Genomic DNA, 17544 nt, shown 5'->3' on the forward strand with positions numbered 1-17544 from the left:
GTATTCTACCGGTTCAAGTGTAGACCTTTTCGAGGTCTTTCACGGCGTCTTTGTACGTTCGCTCTATCGAAGCCGAACCCTGGGGATGAGGTGGTCCGGGCCGGTAGCTGTCGGTTGCGGGCGGTCCACGTTGCACGATCGCCGGGACCAAGCCGATCAGTACTTGCGGACCAACGCGGAGCGTGAGTCGCCACATCACCGCCACGGTGGTCAGGTTCCCCACCGTGTGTGCCGGCACCTCAGTGGTGCTATGGATCCGTGGGCTCAGCGGACTCAGTGGAGGCACCGGCATCGAAGAGAGCCAGAATATCCTCGGCACCGAGCGAGGAGGAGAACGCGGTATCGTCTTCGGTCAGTGAGGAGAAGAGTTCGGCTTTGGCCCGCTGGAGCTCGACGACTTTTTCTTCAATGGTGCCTTCAGCGACCATCCGGTAGACCATAACCCGTCGGTCTTGACCGATCCGGTGGGTGCGATCCACGGCTTGGGCTTCGGCGGCGGGGTTCCACCACGGGTCGAGGAGGAACACGTAGTCGGCTTCGGTCAGGGTGAGTCCGAATCCACCGGCTTTGAGTGAGATCAAAAAGACCGGGATGTCTCCGGCCCGGAACTGCTCGATCACCGCTGACCGGTTTCGGGTGGCTCCGTCGAGGTAGCTGTGGGCAATGTCGTGTTTGGTTAGTGTCTCAGCCACCCGATGCAAAAAGGAGGTGAACTGGCTGAAGACGATCACGCGGTGACCGTCAGCGACCAGTAGCTGCAGTCGTTGCATCAGGTCGGTGAGTTTCGAGGACTCCACGTCCCGGTACTCTTCGTCGACGATCTGCGGGTCGAGGGCGAGCATGCGCAACAGCGTCAGCGAGCGGAAGACGTTCATCCGGTTGGAGTCGAAGTCCTGAATGAGGTGCAGGACCTTTTGCCGTTCCCGTTGTAGCACCCGGTCGTAGAGGCGACGATGCTCCGGATTGAGTCGGACGGTGATGGTTTGTTCTTGTTTTTCGGGTAGCTCTTGGGCGACCACGTCCTTGGTACGACGCAACATAATCGGTTTGATGCGCTGTCGTAGCCGGTTCATACGTTCGGCAGCTTTGCCACGGATCTCGGCGTCTTCTCCCGAGGCACGCTGTTCGGCAGAAATGCGTTGGCCGGCTTCGATGGGTTTTTGGTAGGTGTCGCGGAAGGTGGCGTAGGACCCGAACAGTCCTGGGACGGTGAGGTTGAGGATCGACCACAAGTCCGAGAGCGCATTCTCCATTGGGGTGCCGGTGATGGCCAGCCAGAAGGGGGCCTGGAAAGAGCGGATGGCTTTGTGGGCCTTGGTGCGGTGATTTTTGACGAACTGTGCTTCGTCGAGGATGATTCCACCCCAGGTGTGTTCGGCGAAACGGTCGGCATCCAGACGCGCAATGGCGTACGAGGTCACCACCAGGTCGGAGTCTTCAACGACTCGGGAGACATCGGTTCTCAAGCGTGCGGAGCTGGTGTCGAGTACGGTGACGTTCAGGTGGGGGACGAACCGTTCCGCCTCGGATTTCCACACACCCACCACCGAGGAGGGGGCGATGACTAAGAATGGCCCCTCGGGGTTGCCGGTGGTGTCCTGGCGGGCAGTGGTGCGGGCATAGTCGACCAGGGCCAGGGTCTGCAGGGTTTTGCCCAGGCCCATATCATCGGCGAGGATGCCGCCGAGTTTCAGATGCCACAGTTGCACCAGCCACCGGAAGCCTTGCACCTGGTAGTCGCGTAATTCGGCGTTGACGGTCTCGGGAACCTCGGCCGGGGGTAGGTCAGCAACGCCACGTAGCGAGTCTAGTTGGTTCATCCAGGCGCTGACTCGCGGGTCCACTTCCCACCGGGTGGCGATTTCTTCCGCATAGGAGAGCACTTCGGGTTCGAAGCGGGACACCGTGGGGGCCTCGGGGTCCCATTCGTGCAGTTCGGTGGCCTCAGCGATCAGCCGGCGTAGTTCGTCGAAGGCCGAGTGGTCCAAGGTGAAGTAGGTCTTGTCTGGCAATAGCACCGAATTTTCTCCACGCACCAGGGCCGAGAAGACATCGGTAAAGGGCACCGTGGTCTCGCCAACGGTGATTTGAAATCCCAGGTCGAACCAGTCGCGTTGGGCTGAGGGGGTGGCCGAAATGGTAATCGAGGGTTCCCCGTCGAGCTGTTCGTAGTCTGGCTTATCCCCCATCTCGGTGACCTGGATATAGTCCATGTCGTGGAGTTGGGGCAGAATTTGGTCGATGAAGATCGCTGCGGTGGCCCCGGTGTAGACGAAGCTCCCCCGGTCGGCATCGGGCCAATACTCTCGGGCGGCGGTGAGCACCTGGGCCATGTGCTCGGTCTGGTCCTGCGTGCCCTGATAGGACCACCGGGCACTGACACGCACCGTGTCACGCTGCCGTGACGTCGTGGTGCCGGATTCGGCGTTGATCGCAACTCGCAGATCCAAGACCGCCGGGGGGATTTCGGGCAGGTCCACCGAGTGGTCGGCTGACCCGATCGACAGCACCCGGTTCAGGCCCGGATAGTAATTGTCGAAAAACTCGGGGACATCGGCGGCTGGAACGGTGATGTTCTCGTTCTGATCCAGCAGTTCTAACAATTGAGATTCTAGCGGCTGGGAGCTGGGAATGATCCGAAGCCCGATGCTTGGCTCAGCGGCCTGATGGGCTCGGGCCTGGTAGAAACCGATGGAGCCAATCGCCCCGTCAAGGGATTCACTGTGCTGGTCCACCAGCGCCTTGATGCCGATGCGCATCCCGGACTCTTCTCCCAGGTCCGCATCCAGGGCCTGTAAGTCGACGTAGGGCTCGCCCTCGGAGCATAATTCCACCTCAGAGCAGCCAGCGTAGGCGATCAGCGGGATCTGTGCTTCTAACACCGAGCGCAACAGGTCCCAGATCTGCGGGGAGGACACCAAGGACAGGTTGATCAAATCCTGAGAGCCCAGCACCGAGACGCTGGAGTTATACAGTTGCACCAGCCGGTGCAGGGCCAGGGCTTGTTCGGGCCAGTACTTATTGGACGAGACCGGCACCCGGTGTTCGAAGGTGGTCCAATTTAGCCCGCCTTTAATCCACCGTCCACGGGTGCCTTTGCGCAATGGTCGCAACCGGATGGATAACGCCCGGCCGGCGGTCACATCCTGGGGCCGAGCGGTCTCCCAGCGCACCATATAGCGTCGTGCCCACGAGCCGGCTCCCCCGGTGTGAGCGGCGAATAATTCTACCCCAAGACCGACCTCCGTGTAGTCTTCCTCGGGCTGTTCTCGAGGCAGCAGGACACCCAGCGCGTGTCGCCAATCGGGTCCGGAGTGCACCGTGGTTTCGGTCTGTTCGTCGGCATCGGCGTCCTGAAAGAGATCAGATTCCGGCGACGGGGCCAGATCGGCCGGGTCCATGTGTTCTTCGAAGAGCATTTCGGCTTCTTCGGTATTGGCTTCCCGTCCCAACACCGCTTCGGCGGCTTTGATCGAGCAGGTGAACGCCACCGCCGCCCCATGCTTGCAGAAGCTACCGATCGGGCAGGTGCACACCGCGTCGATGACCTGGTACTGCTCGCTGTCTTCGGAAACTTGCAAGGCCAGGCGGGTGTGATATTTGCGGGTCCCTTCAACCTTGGCCGAGCACACCAAGATTCGTTCGTCGTGCCAGCGCTGGGTGAAGGTCAGCACACGGTGCTCATTGGCGTACTCTTGGCCACGCTCGGCCATGGTCTCGCCAAAGCTACCGTAGATTTCCTCCACGGCAATGTAGGGTGCAGTCGGTGTAGACCCCGCGGTTGCGGTCACGAGGGTAGCAATCCTGTCTCGTATTGTCGGACGTGGTCGGTCACCCCGGCGAACCGGAAGCCGGTGGCGGTATCAGTCGGGGTGGTGTAATTATCCGAGTCCAACCGGTGGCTGTGGTGCAACTGGCGGTACTGCTCGACGCTGAGCGTCTTTCGCGCGTTCAGATCTGCCTGGAGGTGCTCCAGGTAGTCCAGGTGCTCGGTATAGCGGGGCTGGACCACACCGGTGAAGAATTCAGCGACCGAGCCGGACCCGTAAGAGAAGAAGCCCAGCCGTTTGCGAGCCAGCTCAGCGTTATTCGTCAGCTGGGCGGCCAGGGCGAAGTACAGGCTGGCGGTGTAACTATTGCCCAGCTGGCGGTTGACGCTCATGGATTCCTCGATCAGCGCGTCATCGAGCTCCACGCCGAGGTGTTGGCCCAGGTGACGGTGGGCTTTCCGGGCCATCTTGGTGAAGGGTTGGTGATGCAAGAACCGGTCGATGTCCTCCAGGTCGAGTCCCGGTGCCCGACGCATCGCGTCATCGTAGGCTCCGGCGGTGGCATCCAGATAGGCGTCTAAGGACAGGTGGCCGTTAACGTAAGGGGTCGAGGAGTCGGTGGGCCGCCAGAAGTCGTTAACGTCGGCGGTGTAAAACCCGGTGACCGGTTCCAGTGCAACCAGGTGTGGTTCGGCCGAAACCAACATAGCCACCGCACCGGCACCCTGGGTGGGTTCTCCGGGGGTGTCCAGCGCGTAGCGGGCAATATCGGAAGCGATCACTAACACCTGTTCTTGCGGAAACCGGGTAATGTGCCCGACCGCGAGCTGCAGTGCCGCGGTGGCAGAATAGCAGGCCTGTTTCAGCTCCACGGTGCGCACGTTCGGTGCCAGGCCGAGTAACTGGTGGACAAAGACTCCGGCCGATTTGGACTGGTCCACTCCGGTTTCGGTGGCGAAGTACAACTGGGTAATTTTGTGCTCGGGGTGCCGGGCCACCAGCCGGGAGGCGGCGGTGGCGGCCAGGGTGACGATATCTTCATCGGCGCCGGGCACCGAGAAGCAGTCTTGTCCCAATCCCAGGTGATATTTCGCCGGATCGGTGCCCTGATAGTCAGCCAGATCATCAAGCGAGAGCACATAGCCGGTGGTGGCCACATCGAGATCGGTTAGGCCAATGCTGTACTGGGTCATGCGCTAGTTCTACCCCTTCTTGCCCGCTTTTTCGCCCCCGCTGGGCGTCTCAGCCGTTTGTCTGCAGTCTGTCTAGTCTAGCGCTGTTGCTGGTTGCGTTCGAATGCTCGGTGTGTGTTCATCAGCTCACCGGGGTTGGTTTGAGCTGCCAGCAAGGACAATTCACCGCACCACACGCTGGCGGCGATCAACCCGGCCAGCCGGCGGGAGTTCTCGCCGATCTCGCGGTGTTCGTTCAGCCCCATCCGTGCCATGGCTTGTTGCACGTGGGGCAGGTGCTTGCCGTTACCCACCGTGCCGACGATCAGGTGAGGCAGACTCACCGAGAAGTACAGGTCGCCGTCGCGGTTTTCTGCATAGGCGAAGCCCTGGGAGCCTTCGACAATATTGGCCGCGTCCTGGCCGGTAGCAAGATAGAAGGCCAAGAGCATGTTGGCAAAGTGAGCATTCGCCGATCGGATCGCTCCGGCGATGGTGGAACCCACATAGTTTTTCTGCACGACCAACTGGGTGAGCTGCTCGGCGGTGGTGCGCAGATTCTTCTCCACCACGTCGCGGTCGATGACCATCTCCACGGTGACCGAGATTCCGCGACCAAGCACACCGTTGACCGCGGTGGCTTTTTTATCGGTGCAGAAATTTCCTGACACCGACCCGTATCCCAGCCCCAGGTCCCAGCTGAGGATCTCCGACAGCACCGCATCAGAGGCGGCGGTGACCATATTGTGTCCGGAGGCGTCCCCGGTGGTGTAGGCCAGTCGCACAAACAGCAAATTACCGACAATCTCGGGATGAATCTCGATGAGTTTGGCGTAGCGGGATCCGGCGGTGACCAGCTCGTTGAGGCGCTGGTGGCGGGCGTCGATAACCTCGGCCGCTCGTTGAGCGGTGCGCGCTGAATCGGCGGTGAGCAGAATCGAGCGGGTCATCCGCTGGTCATGCACTGTCGCCTGCAAGCCGGTCTCGTGGAGCCGGGAGATCTTCGCCCCACGCCCCACGGAGGGCCACAACGGGGTTTCGTAGGTCGCTAGTGGAATGTCGATCATTTCGGTGGTGGTGAAGCCATCACCACCGATCCGTATCGGGCCTACCCAGCGGGTCGGCACCCCGGTGGGAAATTCCTGAGAGTAGGTGCTGGTACCCGGATCGCGCAGTGGGCTGTCGGTGGTCATCGGGTCTCCTTCCCAGAACGATTGGCCAGCTGAGCCAGGTCGACCCCGCGGGCCAGGGCAAATTCGCGCACAGGCCCATGCAGGATCACATCGGTGTACTGCAACTCCTCGACGGTGTGCGCACCCAACAGCACCATCAGCTGGCGGATGCGGGTGAGCCAGATGCGGATCACCTCGGTGAGAGTTTCCGCACCGTGGTGTCTGGCGATGGTCAAAAACGCTCCGGCTACCCCCACCGCACGGGCGCCTAGTGCCAGGGCTCGCACCACGTCCAGCGGGTGGCGCACTCCGCCGGAGGCCAGCACCTGGAGTTCGCAGTGATGGTGCTCGGCGAGCGTGTGTGGGCTGGAGAGGATACCGGCGGCGTGGGCATCGAGCAGGCACCGGGCTGCCGAGGAGCCCAGCTGGGTGATCCACTCCCAGTTGCCAGCCTGGGCAATCGGGTCCTCTCCGCTCGCGCGACGGTCGTTTTCAATGCGGGCGAAGTTCGTGCCTCCAGCACCGGCCACGTCGGCAATGGTCACCCCAATATCGCGCAGTTGGCCCAGGGTGCGGGCACTGAGTCCGAAACCGACCTCTTTGATGATCACCGGTACCCCATCGGGTTCCAGGGCGCGCACGATGTCTTCTAACAGTCCCAGCCAGTTGCTGAAGTCTCGCGAGCCTTCGACCATCACGGTTTCTTGGATGGCGTTGAGGTGAACTTGTAGCGCGTCGGCATCGAGCAGGTCCACCGCCCGGTGAGCATCTTCCACGCTGCGTCCGGCACCGATATTGGCCCAGATCAGCCCGTCCGGGTTCTCTTCGCGAATCACGCGAAAGGAGTCAGCGGTACTGGGCTCATCCAGCCCGATACCCACCGACCCGGAGGCCATCGGGATTCCGGTAGCCGCTGCTGCTTGAGCCAGGGCCCGGTTGATCTCCCGGGCCTGTTCGGTGCCTCCGGTCATGCCGTTGATGTACAGCGGGGCGACCAGTTGCCAGGGTCCCAGGGTAGCGTGGGTGGTCGTGGTCTCGGGGCTGATGCCGGCCAGGGCGTGGTGGAGGATTTCGACCCGGTCGTAGTCGGTGACCACAGGGTGGTCGGCCAGCTGGTGCTGTTGGGCCTCGGCCAAGCGAATATGGTCGTCTTTGCGCGATGCTGCCGTGGAGTTCACTGGTGATAATCCTTTGCCTCGTACGGTGTCTCGTGCTGACCCTGGTGCGATGCGGGCAGGTCTGGAGTTTCTATGATACGGGCTCCGGTGGGACTAACTCCGATCGGTAGCGGGGTGATGCCGGCTTCTTGCCAGGCTCCGGTGATCAGCGCGGTATCGACCGACTGGTCGGCCAGCACGATGCCGCAGTCTCCCCCACCGGCCCCGGAAGATTTGGCGCAGCACAGTTGGCCGCCGACCTGTTGAGCCAGGTCGATCAGTGTTTTCAAGGCCGGAGTTTCAATGCTGGTCCCGGTCAGCTGTTGCAACTGGTGCAACGCGGTGCGGGTGGCGACCATCCCGTCGCGGACCGTGGCAAAATCCCCGGATTCCAGGCCGGTGACCACGTCAGCGACAATGTGCTGATACGTGGCCAGTAGCGACTGGAAACTCTCATCACTCTCGCTACAGGCCTGTTTGGAGCTATGGACTTCACCGACCAGCTGATCGGTCAGTGCCGGCCGGCCGGTCCATCCCACTAACACCGTGAGATTCTCGGGCACCGTGAGCCGCCGAAATGGGGTTTCGGCGAAGTGTTCCGAGGCCAACGCGTCGGTGACTGAGCTGACGGGGCCCTGCGGGTCCCCGGCGACATCTACGGGCAAGACCCGGGGCAACTTGGCGCGGTCCGGGGAGGTGTAGCAACTCCACCCTCCGCTCAGACAGGCGGCCACGTCGCCACCGGAGGCTCGCGGGGCCACCTGAATGGAGGCCAGCAGGCCCAGCCGGTATTTGTCGTACTCACTCAATCCAAGCTGGTAGAGCGCATCAAAGGCGGTCACGGTCGCCACGGTGATCGCCCCGGAAGAGCCCAGCCCGTACTTGGCCCCATTGGCGTCCCGGAGGTCATTGTGGACATCCAGGTCAACCGGGATACGGGTCAGTGCGCGTTCGGCCCGGAATTTTTCCATGATCACCGCGGTGGTCAGCGCATAGTCGGTGCCGGTGCGAGCAGTGTCGATGGCCTGAGAGATTCGGGCAGCGGTGAGCACATCGTGGCCCCGATGTGAGCCGGGTGCGCGCAGGGTGACGCTCAGGTACTTATTTACGGCAATCAACACGGCCGAGCATCCAGGCTCGACGACACCGTATTCGCCGGTGACATACAGCTTGCCGGGGGCTTGGGCGGTCAGCGGAAGGCGGCTGGACACTAGGGGGCCTCCACCAGTCGGGCGCCGGGCCCCGGAGCGAAGGTTTTCACCCCGGCCTGTGGGAGGAGCTCGTGCATGCGTGCCACGACGGTCTCGGCATCTTCCGGGCGGGAAATAATCACCACATTGGGGCCGGCATCGGCAGTGGCGTAGCATTCGGTGCCGGCTTCACGCAGACCTGTTACGGCTTCGATGACCCGCCAGCTATCGGGGGCGAGGTAGCGGATCGGCGGGTTGGCGGAATTAATCAGTGCGTGCATCCGGTGGGCGTGTAGCTCGGTGAGCTCACCGATGGTTGTGAAGTCCTCGGCGGCACAGGCGGCCATCATCTGTTTCAGCACCGCGTCCGTGGTGGGGGCCCAGCCAGCGACAAAGGGGCTGGTCGACAGCGTACGACGCATTCCTTCACGGGAGGAGACTTTTTTCTGGGTGCCGGAAATGGTTACCGCGGTCATGCGCATGTCGGGGGCCTGGATTGCGGTGGCATAGCTGGTGGCGTCGTCGGTGCCAGCGTGCCAGACCGCAAACCGGTCGATCACCGACCGACAGGCGGAACCGGACCCGCGCCGGGCCAGCCGGGAGAGTTGGGCGGTATCTAGCGATAACCCATAGGCGGCGGCAGCGGCAGTGGCCAGGGCGGCAAAGCCCGAGGCCGAAGAAGCCATTCCGGCCGCGGTGGGCCCCTCGTTGCAGGAGGTGACCCGGGCCCGGGCAGTGGCGGTGTCCAGACCGGCTTCGGCGGCCAAGGTGCGCACCAGATCCAGGAAGGCGCTGATTTTCTGCGCGTTCGATCCGGTTTGTGGCGCACCGTTGAGTTCAAAGAGGTCTGTGTCGAGGTTATCGGCGGAGCTGTTGGCACAGCCGAGCAGTTCCACCCGAGTGGTGGTCGCAAAATCGTCCAGGGTCATCGACAGGGACCCGGCGAGAGGGATCATCAGTTGCTCATCGGCCTTGCCCCAGTACTTCACCAGGGCAATATTGGGGTGAGCTTGAGCAATGGCGTGACTCAACGATCCTCCTGGGCGGATGAGGGGGTGGGGGCAGAGGAGGGAGCAATCCGGGCGGTGGGTGCCGTCTGATTGTCGGTGGTGTTGGGGGTCAACGAGGTGGTCCAGACGCGGGTGGCGCCCACCGCGGTCATAGCCGCCGCGACTTTTCCGGCGAGTTCTTGGTCGGGGACCAGAGCAAGCACGCACCCACCGAGTCCCGAGCCGGTGAGTTTGGCCCCGTAAGCGCCGGCCTCAAGGGCCGCTGCGACCAGGGCATCCAGGGCCGGAGCAGAGACTCCCAGGTAGGCCAAAAGCGTGTGAGCTTCGTGCATATTGCGGCCCACACGCACCGCGTCACCGTCCCCTAAGGCCACGGCCACATCGTCGGTCAGATCGGCGAGATCCTCCATGACACGATCGACGACTGCCGGCTGGATATCACGTAGCATCCGGGTTCCTCCCACCGCGGCCGCGGTGGAGCCGACCGTGCCGGTATCCCCGATAACAAAGGTCAGTCCCGCGCCGACCTGAACGGTGGTGGGCTTGCCCTGTTGGAACCGCAATGGGGCCAGTGACTGCACCGCGTGGGCATCCAGTCCGGAAGAGGTACCGTGGGCAACGGTTTCGGCGGTCTGCACCAGCTCATGGGCTTCTGCCGGAGACAACCGGACCCCAGCGTGGTTGGCCACGGCTCTCACGACTGCCGCGGCGGTAGCCGCCGAAGAGCCCAGACCACGTTCAAACGGGATGGTTGAGCGCAAGATGACATCGAGTCGCTCGGCCCGCACATCCAATTTTTCTGCTGAGGCACGTAACGCGGTCACGATCGGCCCCATGTCTTTGGGGGCGTCGTTGAGCGGACCGGTGTAGAGATCGGTGGTGAGATACCCGCGCCGAGAATCGCGCACACTAGCGGTGGCTTGCAAGTCCAGCAGAGGTAGCGCGATCGCTGGTGCACCGTAGACCACCGCGTGTTCGCCGATCAGAATCGCCTTGCCGTGTGCTGAGCCCAGCCCGGACTGCACACCGGTCGAGGGGTCTTTGCTCTCGCGAGCTGTGGGCCCTTCTGGAGCAGTCACGACGGCGTGGTGGTGCCGAGAACCACGACGTGGGGCGTAATCCTGTGTTGGTTGCATGAACTCAATTACTGGTGCGTAGCTGACATGGGCATTCTAACGGTACGGTCCGCAGGCGTTGGTCGTCTCGCGAAATGTTTATTCTACGTGATCACCGAACCTCGCACGGCACTAGGCGTTCCACAACCCGTAGGAGTCGGCCAAATCGGCAATTTTTTGGGCGCGTGCCAGACGTGGCAGGTAGGACCCTTCCCCAGCTTGCGCGCCGGCTTCATGGGCGTCGAGCATTTCGTGAGCCCAAGCCAATTCGTCCTCGGATGGGCTCAGCGCCTTATTGATGTCTTCGACCTGGCTTCGATTCAAACACAGACGCCCGGTCATCCCCATCGACGCGGTCAGCTGGGAGCTTTCCACCACGGTCTCGACGGCTGCCTCCACCGCGGGCGGGCCGTCAATGGCGCCAGGAAGCTTGCCGACGCGGGAAGCATTGACCAACCGCGAGCGCGCATAAGCCATGGCCAGCGCATCTTCGGACACACCGACATCCTTGCGGTAGTCATTGGTGCCCAACGCTAAGCGGAAGGTGCCCGGTGCCCGGGCAATCTCCACGGCATTTTCGACTCCCACCGCAGATTCGATCAGAGCCAACACCGGAACGCCAGCACCCAGACGCATGGCGGTGTGTGAGACCTGTTCGGGGTGTTCAGACATGGCCAACATCACGCCACGTAGTCCGCTGAGTCCTTGGAGCTGACGAAGATCTTCGGCCCATTCATCGGTATTCGGGCCGTTAATGCGCACCCAGCCAGTCATCCCCGAGGTCAATGCCTCAACCACATTTTCCCGCGCCTGATCTTTCTGCTCTGCGGGAACAGCAGCTTCTAAATCCAGGATGATGGAATCGGCTTCGGAAGCCATTCCGGGCGCAAACAGATCCTGTTCTGCCGCACTCATCAACAGCCACGAACGAGACAGTTTAGCGGGCAAAGCAGCAGCGCGTCGGTTCCTCAAAGGCATGCATTAAACATTAGTCGATCGCTGTGTAGCTGACACCGGCTGTTCACCCACAGCCACCGAGTAACCCGTCGCAGAACAGACCGGTTTCCCCGGTTTTAGCGGTAGGATCTTGGCAGATCTTGTTGCCGTTATTCCAATCTGCGCTCGGGAGTGCCCAAAACCATGTTGCTCACTAAACGTCTTCGCGGCGGTTCTCTGTGGCTCCGCCTGTCTGCTGTGGCGGTCTGTGGCGCACTGGTTTTGACCGGCTGTTCCGCCGAAAAATCGAACCCCGAATCCCTCGGTCCCGGAGGGACAGTCAACGTTCAAAAGCCCGATGACGATGGCTACACCTCCCTGCCGATCAGCTTGGTTGCACTGTCAGGTAATTACCCGCCAAATACCACCGGGAACACCTTTGGTTGCGAAGACCTGTTGGTTTCGGTCCAGTCCGCTCCCACCCTGGTGGAGAACGAGACCGATACGGTCAAACAGGCTGTGCAGTTTTTGCTGGATGACCAGCACTACCGTCACGGCGATCCGCCATTTACCAATTCCGTGGTGTTCTCTCGGGAATCGCTACAGGTTGAGGAAACCACCATCGACGGTGATACGGTAACCGTAAAGCTGTCTGGAGAGGTGGTCACCCGTAGCGACTGCGAGTCGCAACGCATTCTGGCGCAATTGAAGCAGACAGCCGAGCGGGCAGCGCATGTCTCACAATCAAAGATTACCGTCAACGACCAGCCCCTCAATGAGGTGCTCGGCATCGCTGATATTGAGCTGGGCGAGGAAATCACCACGGAGTCCTAGATCATGTCTCATTCCCCCACTGTCCCACGACTGGGGGCGGAATTTGCCCACACGCTCCCAGAGCTCAGTGTTCCTTTCTCCCCCCAGCCGGGCCCGGCTCCCCAGATGCTGTTACTCAATACTCAATTGGCAGAGGATCTCGGACTCGACCCGGACTTGCTGAGCTCAGACCCAGGCCTGCAGTTCCTCTTGGGCCAGCACCTGGACGAGGATGCTGTCCCGGTGGCACAGAACTATGCCGGTCACCAGTTCGGCGCTTTTTCTCCGGTCTTAGGCGATGGCCGGGCTGTGCTGTTGGGCGAGCTCACCTGCTCTGCCACCGGACGTCGTGTTGACCTCCACCTGAAGGGGTCAGGGTTGACCCCGTTTGGGGCCGCCCGGGCCGGGGATGGCAAGGCGGCGCTCGGCCCGGTGTTGCGCGAGTATCTGATCAGTGAAGCCATGCATGCGCTCGGAATTGCTACCGCCCGCGCCCTGGCCGTCATCCTCACCGGTGAACGAGTTGTGCGGGGGAGCGAGACTCAACCGGGAGCGATCCTCGTGCGTGTCGCTGACTCTCATCTTCGCGTTGGTAGCGTGCAGCTGGCCCGCCACGTCAAACCGCGTTCAGACCAGTCCGAAGAGGTCCTGGACCGTCTGATACGACTAGCGCTCACCCGACATGCCCCGGACCGTCTGGAATCTGATCGACCCGCGGCTCAGGAGCTCTTGGCCCACACCGTGCACGCCCAAGCCCAGCTGGTGGCCTCGTGGATGCGACTGGGATTCGTGCACGGGGTGATGAACACCGACAATATGACCTTGAGCGGTCAGACGATTGATTTTGGCCCCTGTGCTTTCGTGGACCGCTTTGACCCCACCGCAGTGTATAGCTCCATTGATACCAACGGCCGGTATGCTTTCGGCAATCAACCAGCGGTGGCCGAATGGAATCTCTCCCGCTTGGCCGAGGCGCTGTTGCCGAACATTGATCCTGACCCGAACCGGGCCCTGGAGATCGCTGAGCACCAGGTGCGCGAATTTGCCCCGGCGTTTGTCGACGCGTATGAACGAGGTTTGGCCGCGAAAGTCGGGCTGTCCGAACGCTACGACGACGACCACCGCGTCCGTGAGCTGGTGCGCGAGCTTCCCGAGCTGTGGCAAGAAACCCGGGTGGATCTCACCCAGTTCTTCCTCGGCCTCAGCAGGCTGGCAGGGACCATAGACGAGACCGACACCGATGTCCTCGGTGAGACCGAACGGGCCCGTACGTGGCTCACCCAGTGGCGAGCGCTCGAACCGGAAACCTCCGGACTACAGGCCCTCAACCCGCGCTATATTCCGCGCAACCATCTGGTGGAAGAAGCCCTGGGGGACTCGGTGAGCGAGGTTGTCGCCCGACGAGATCGGGTCAGCGACAGTTTCACCACGCTGTGGGACCTGGTGACCCACCCCTACGACTGGAAACCAGATACCGAACGCTTTGAGCAACCGGCTCCGGAGAGTTTCACTCACAGTTTCCAGACCTTCTGCGGGACCTAGCCCACCGGGGTGCACGAGCTGTGGCATCTCAGCTGTGCACCCTTTTCTCATTTCTCAGAGGTAATTACACCTCGTCGAGGCCCTGGCCCGAGGGTGAGACCAGAATTTTAATCGCGGATTCATTGTGGTTGATCAACGCATCGAACCCTTTGTCGATCAGATCGTCTAAACCAATCTTTCCGGTGATGAAGGGCTTGAGGTCAATCTTGCCCGATTCGACAAGATCGATGGTGTCTTTGTGGTCGTTGCAGTAACCGATCACCCCAGCCAGTTTGATCTCTTTCAGAACCAATTTCGGCATGTTGACCTCCGGCTTAGAGCTCCAGACCGAAACGTTCACAATCGTGCCGGCCGGGCGGACAGCCTCAATCAATGTATCGAGGACCACCGGCACTGAGCTACACTCGAAGCCCACGTCAACGCCCCGACCGTCGGTGATCTTCAGAACTTCCTCGACCACATCATCGTTGCGAGGGTCTAAGACGTAATCGGCGACACCGCTTTCTTCAGCCCGGTTGCGACGCAGATCCGAGGGCTCAGAGACGATGGTGGTGATTCCTTCAGCCTTTAGCACGGCGGTCGTGAGTACGCCGATCGGTCCGGCTCCACCAATTAATGCAATATCACCAGACTGAGCCTGAGATTTCACGTACGCGTGATGAGCGACCGACAAGGGCTCGATCATGGCTGCCTGGTCCAGAGGAACGTCATCCGAAATTGGGTGAACCCAGTGACGGTCCACGGCAATCTGTTCCGCAAGACCACCACCGCGGCCGACCAAACCAATAAAGCCCATGTTCGGAGACAAATTATAGTTTGCGGTATTTTTGTACTTTTCCTCAATGACGTAGGGCTCGACGACGACCTGCTGACCAATCTCGAGATCAGTCACACCGTCGCCCAGAGCGGCCACGGTTCCGGACATCTCGTGTCCTATCGTGACCGGAGCTTCTTCACCAGATATCGGATGTGGCTGTCCGGCCGGAGGAATCGAAAGAGGTCCGTCAAGATATTCATGGAGGTCACTGCCACAGATGCCACACCACGCCACATCGATCAGCACCTGGCCAGACTGAGCCTCAGGGGCATCGATGTCGTCAATTCGGATATCTTTTTGATCATAATAACGCGCTGCGCGCATGACGCCTCCCTGGCGGGGTATCAGATGTATGGAGATTCACTGCGTAGATGTGGGGCGTATGATTCCGATCCGCCCCATAACGCCCACCCTACTCGTGCAAGCACGTCTACCCCATGGCTCAATGACCGCCATTAGCTCACGACCCTGAAGGAACCAGGCCAGGGTCATCGGTGGTGATCACATCAACTCCGAGCTCGGTGACCCGTTGGACGTCCGCGACGGTGTTGACCGTATAGACACTGAGCGCCATGCCGTGTTCGTGCACTGCCCGTACTGTTGCAGCATCCAGGGTGCGGTGGTTCGTCCCCATCGATAGACAATGGCGTGCCGCATCGATCACCACGTGCCGGCTGGGAGGCTGATCGACCAAATATTGACCGTGTAGTCCTGGAACCCCGGCAACCACATCCCGGATGGTGGCGTGGTCGAAACTGATGCAACGCAGTCGGTGTTGCGCCACCAGCGAGGAGAAAACCGGGTCCTGGGTGAGCCGGCCGATGAGCAGCTGGATGATCCCCGGCGAGTGTGCTGGTTCTTTGACTTCCACAAACAGCTGCGCGTGATCGCCGAGTACCTGGGGCACCTGATCAAGGGTGGGGATGCGTTCGCCGGACAGCCCCTGTGGGCCGCGCAGTTGCAACTGGGAGAGTTCCTCGTAGCTGAAAGAACTCAGGGTGAGATGGTGTCGTTCGGGAAACACCTCGTCGATATTCGTGGTGCGCTGTAACAGACGGTCGTGGAAAACCACCGGAACCCCGTCAGCCGATAGCTGCACGTCGATTTCGACCGCATCCGCGCCAGCATTCAGGCCGGCACGCAGAGCCAGCAGAGAATTCTCCGGTGCCAGCAGTGAGGCTCCCCGGTGGCCTACGACCAGTGGCCGGTCCCGGTGGCGGTCAGGAACACTCACAACTGAAATCTCCCGCGCTCGCGTCAACGGTGAGTTGAGCCCAGTGGTCGTTATGCTCCCAACGTAGCTGCACCATCGTCTCGGTGGCTTCAACCATCGAGAAGACGCCCTGGAAGGCCGGGTGCTGGTTGCGCCACTGCATCAGCTGGAGCAACCGTTGATTGACGTCGCGTGACATCAATCGTTCGACCTCTTCGACGGTGAAATAACTACGGTTGATATCACGGCCCACGCCGGTGGAGGTCAACAATTCCATATCGTTGTCGGCAACCAGCGCGCCCATGTAGTACACCTGTGGGATACCGGGCAGGAAGAACTGGATAGCTCGTGCGGTGAGATAGCGTTGGTCATCCCGACCCAGCGCGTCATAGTAGGTCGAGTTGACCTGGTAGAGGTCCAGGTTTGAGGCCGCTGCACCGGTGGCCAACCGGGATTGGCCGTCCGAGAGCCGATGGATGGTTTCCACCAGTGCATCAACCTCGGCGTCTTGCAGCAGTCCCGGACGATGGGGGTTGAGCTGGTCGGGCCCCACATCGATCACACCGATTCCGTCGTGAGTGTCCAGGACCGTGATCGAGTTGGTCGGACGCACCCGGATCCATTCGCTCAGCGCAGCGACGGACCCCGTGGTGAGAGTGTGGAGCAACAGTGGTGGCAAAGCGAAGTCGTAGACCCAATCCACGCGCGAGGCGATCTCGAGCTGAGTCTGGTAGTAGGAGTGGATCTCGACAAGAACTTCCATGCCCAGCTGGTGGGCTTGTTCAGTGAGTCTGCCGATGAACTCGAAGGTCTCGGGCATCATGAATGAGCTGGCCCCGGCCTGTTTGAAGGCATATCCCACCGCGTCCATGCGGATCAATTTCACGCCCGCTTCAGCCAGCTGGTGCAAGATCTCGGTGAGGTACTGTGCACCGTGATCGGAGTTGATATCAATGTCGATCTGTTCAGAGGTGAAGGTGGTCCACAGCAGGCGAGGTTGGCCGGCGACCCGGTAGAGGCTGAAGGGCAGTCCCGGCCGTGGCCGGTAGATGGCTAACAGCTGGTCCTCGGTCGCTCCCTCGGGGAAGATCCCGGAGTAGGACAAGAACATATCGGCATACTCAGAGTCGGCGCCATGGGCAAGAAAGTCTTGGAATTGCGGGGAGCGGGCTGAGACGTGGTTGACGATCATGTCGGAGCACAGATCGTAGGCCTCCGCCACGGAAGCCACATCCGGCCAGTCGCCCAATCGCGGGTCGACTTCGCGGTGGTCGATGGGGTCAAAGCCGGCATCAGCGCCGTCATAGGTGCGAAAGTACGGCAATAAGTGGACACCCGTGAACGCGCCCGGGAAGTAGGTATCGATCCAGCGACGGGTAGTGAGCAGATCACCGCCGAAGCGGTTGGCGTAGACAATCAGTTGCACGCCATTCCGCAAGGTGGTGGCAGGGGTGCGGGATTCCGGCAGTGGTGAGGTGGTCATAACCGATTTCTGAGTCGCTGGGCCACATCGGGCCATTCGGGTGCGGTGATCGAAAAGTGCTCGATATCCACCAGATTACCGTCGCTGGCGAATCGAAAGCTACGAAACGTCTGCTCCTCGCCGGCACCACGTTGACCGATGGTTACCACCCAGC

At 61.3% G+C, this 17544-nt stretch carries 14 protein-coding genes; 2 read left to right on the forward strand and 12 right to left on the reverse strand.

Annotated elements, in window-relative coordinates; all coding sequences use genetic code 11:
* Window positions 1–13 precede the first annotated feature (13 nt).
* The 9 genes from DYI20_RS07310 to DYI20_RS07350 all read right to left on the reverse strand — a co-directional run bounded on the left by DYI20_RS07310 (window position 14) and on the right by DYI20_RS07350 (window position 11564).
* Window positions 14–238 carry a hypothetical protein gene (locus tag DYI20_RS07310; protein WP_146206446.1) on the reverse strand — a complete coding sequence of 75 codons (225 nt, stop codon included), beginning with the start codon at window positions 236–238 and terminating at the stop codon, window positions 14–16.
* 10 nt (window positions 239–248) lie between these two features.
* A complete protein-coding gene (locus DYI20_RS07315; protein WP_122549216.1) occupies window positions 249–3791 on the reverse strand; it encodes a DEAD/DEAH box helicase in 3543 nt (1180 codons plus the stop codon).
* The gene (locus DYI20_RS07320; protein WP_122549217.1) at window positions 3788–4963 is read right to left on the reverse strand and encodes a hydroxymethylglutaryl-CoA synthase; all 1176 of its coding nucleotides are present in this window, start codon (window positions 4961–4963) and stop codon (window positions 3788–3790) included. The genes DYI20_RS07315 and DYI20_RS07320 overlap by 4 nt, the downstream gene beginning before the upstream one ends.
* 77 nt (window positions 4964–5040) lie before the next feature.
* Window positions 5041–6135, reverse strand: coding sequence for a hydroxymethylglutaryl-coenzyme A reductase family protein (locus DYI20_RS07325; RefSeq protein ID WP_122549218.1), 1095 nt, complete (start codon window positions 6133–6135; stop codon window positions 5041–5043).
* Window positions 6132–7292 (reverse strand): type 2 isopentenyl-diphosphate Delta-isomerase, encoded by a 1161-nt coding sequence (gene fni / locus DYI20_RS07330; protein WP_122549219.1) that lies wholly within the window; start codon window positions 7290–7292, stop codon window positions 6132–6134. The genes DYI20_RS07325 and fni overlap by 4 nt, the downstream gene beginning before the upstream one ends.
* On the reverse strand, window positions 7289–8482 hold the full coding sequence (locus DYI20_RS07335; protein WP_122549220.1) for a phosphomevalonate kinase: 1194 nt from the start codon (window positions 8480–8482) through the stop codon (window positions 7289–7291). Before DYI20_RS07335 ends, fni begins: the two co-directional genes overlap by 4 nt.
* Window positions 8482–9492, reverse strand: a complete 1011-nt coding sequence (mvaD, locus tag DYI20_RS07340) for a diphosphomevalonate decarboxylase (RefSeq protein WP_110098139.1) — start codon at window positions 9490–9492, stop codon at window positions 8482–8484. Before mvaD ends, DYI20_RS07335 begins: the two co-directional genes overlap by 1 nt.
* Complete coding sequence (gene mvk, locus DYI20_RS07345; protein ID WP_110122991.1) at window positions 9489–10607, reverse strand: mevalonate kinase; 1119 nt, start codon at window positions 10605–10607, stop codon at window positions 9489–9491. The genes mvaD and mvk overlap by 4 nt, the downstream gene beginning before the upstream one ends.
* A gap of 111 nt (window positions 10608–10718) precedes the next feature.
* Window positions 10719–11564 carry an HpcH/HpaI aldolase/citrate lyase family protein gene (locus DYI20_RS07350; protein WP_122549221.1) on the reverse strand — a complete coding sequence of 282 codons (846 nt, stop codon included), beginning with the start codon at window positions 11562–11564 and terminating at the stop codon, window positions 10719–10721.
* A 162-nt stretch (window positions 11565–11726) separates the two neighbouring features.
* Here DYI20_RS07350 and DYI20_RS07355 point away from each other — a divergent pair, with 162 nt between their 5' ends.
* Together DYI20_RS07355 and DYI20_RS07360 are read left to right on the forward strand one after the other, a co-directional pair.
* A complete protein-coding gene (locus tag DYI20_RS07355) occupies window positions 11727–12356 on the forward strand; it encodes a GerMN domain-containing protein (RefSeq protein ID WP_147472543.1) in 630 nt (209 codons plus the stop codon).
* A 3-nt stretch (window positions 12357–12359) separates the two neighbouring features.
* The gene (locus DYI20_RS07360) at window positions 12360–13877 is read left to right on the forward strand and encodes a protein adenylyltransferase SelO (protein ID WP_122549223.1); all 1518 of its coding nucleotides are present in this window, start codon (window positions 12360–12362) and stop codon (window positions 13875–13877) included.
* A gap of 64 nt (window positions 13878–13941) precedes the next feature.
* Here the strand turns inward: DYI20_RS07360 and DYI20_RS07365 are convergent, their stop codons facing one another.
* The 3 genes from DYI20_RS07365 to gtfA all read right to left on the reverse strand — a co-directional run bounded on the left by DYI20_RS07365 (window position 13942) and on the right by gtfA (window position 17390).
* Entirely contained in the window at window positions 13942–15018 is a 1077-nt protein-coding gene (locus tag DYI20_RS07365; protein ID WP_122549224.1) for a 2,3-butanediol dehydrogenase, read from the reverse strand.
* A gap of 136 nt (window positions 15019–15154) precedes the next feature.
* On the reverse strand, window positions 15155–15928 hold the full coding sequence (locus DYI20_RS07370) for a glycerophosphodiester phosphodiesterase (RefSeq protein ID WP_166769843.1): 774 nt from the start codon (window positions 15926–15928) through the stop codon (window positions 15155–15157).
* Window positions 15915–17390 (reverse strand): sucrose phosphorylase, encoded by a 1476-nt coding sequence (gene gtfA / locus DYI20_RS07375; protein WP_208392136.1) that lies wholly within the window; start codon window positions 17388–17390, stop codon window positions 15915–15917. Before gtfA ends, DYI20_RS07370 begins: the two co-directional genes overlap by 14 nt.
* Window positions 17391–17544 lie beyond the last annotated feature (154 nt).

Origin of the sequence: Auritidibacter ignavus (assembly GCF_003703835.1) — a bacterium.
GTDB classification, from domain to species: domain Bacteria; phylum Actinomycetota; class Actinomycetes; order Actinomycetales; family Micrococcaceae; genus Auritidibacter; species Auritidibacter ignavus.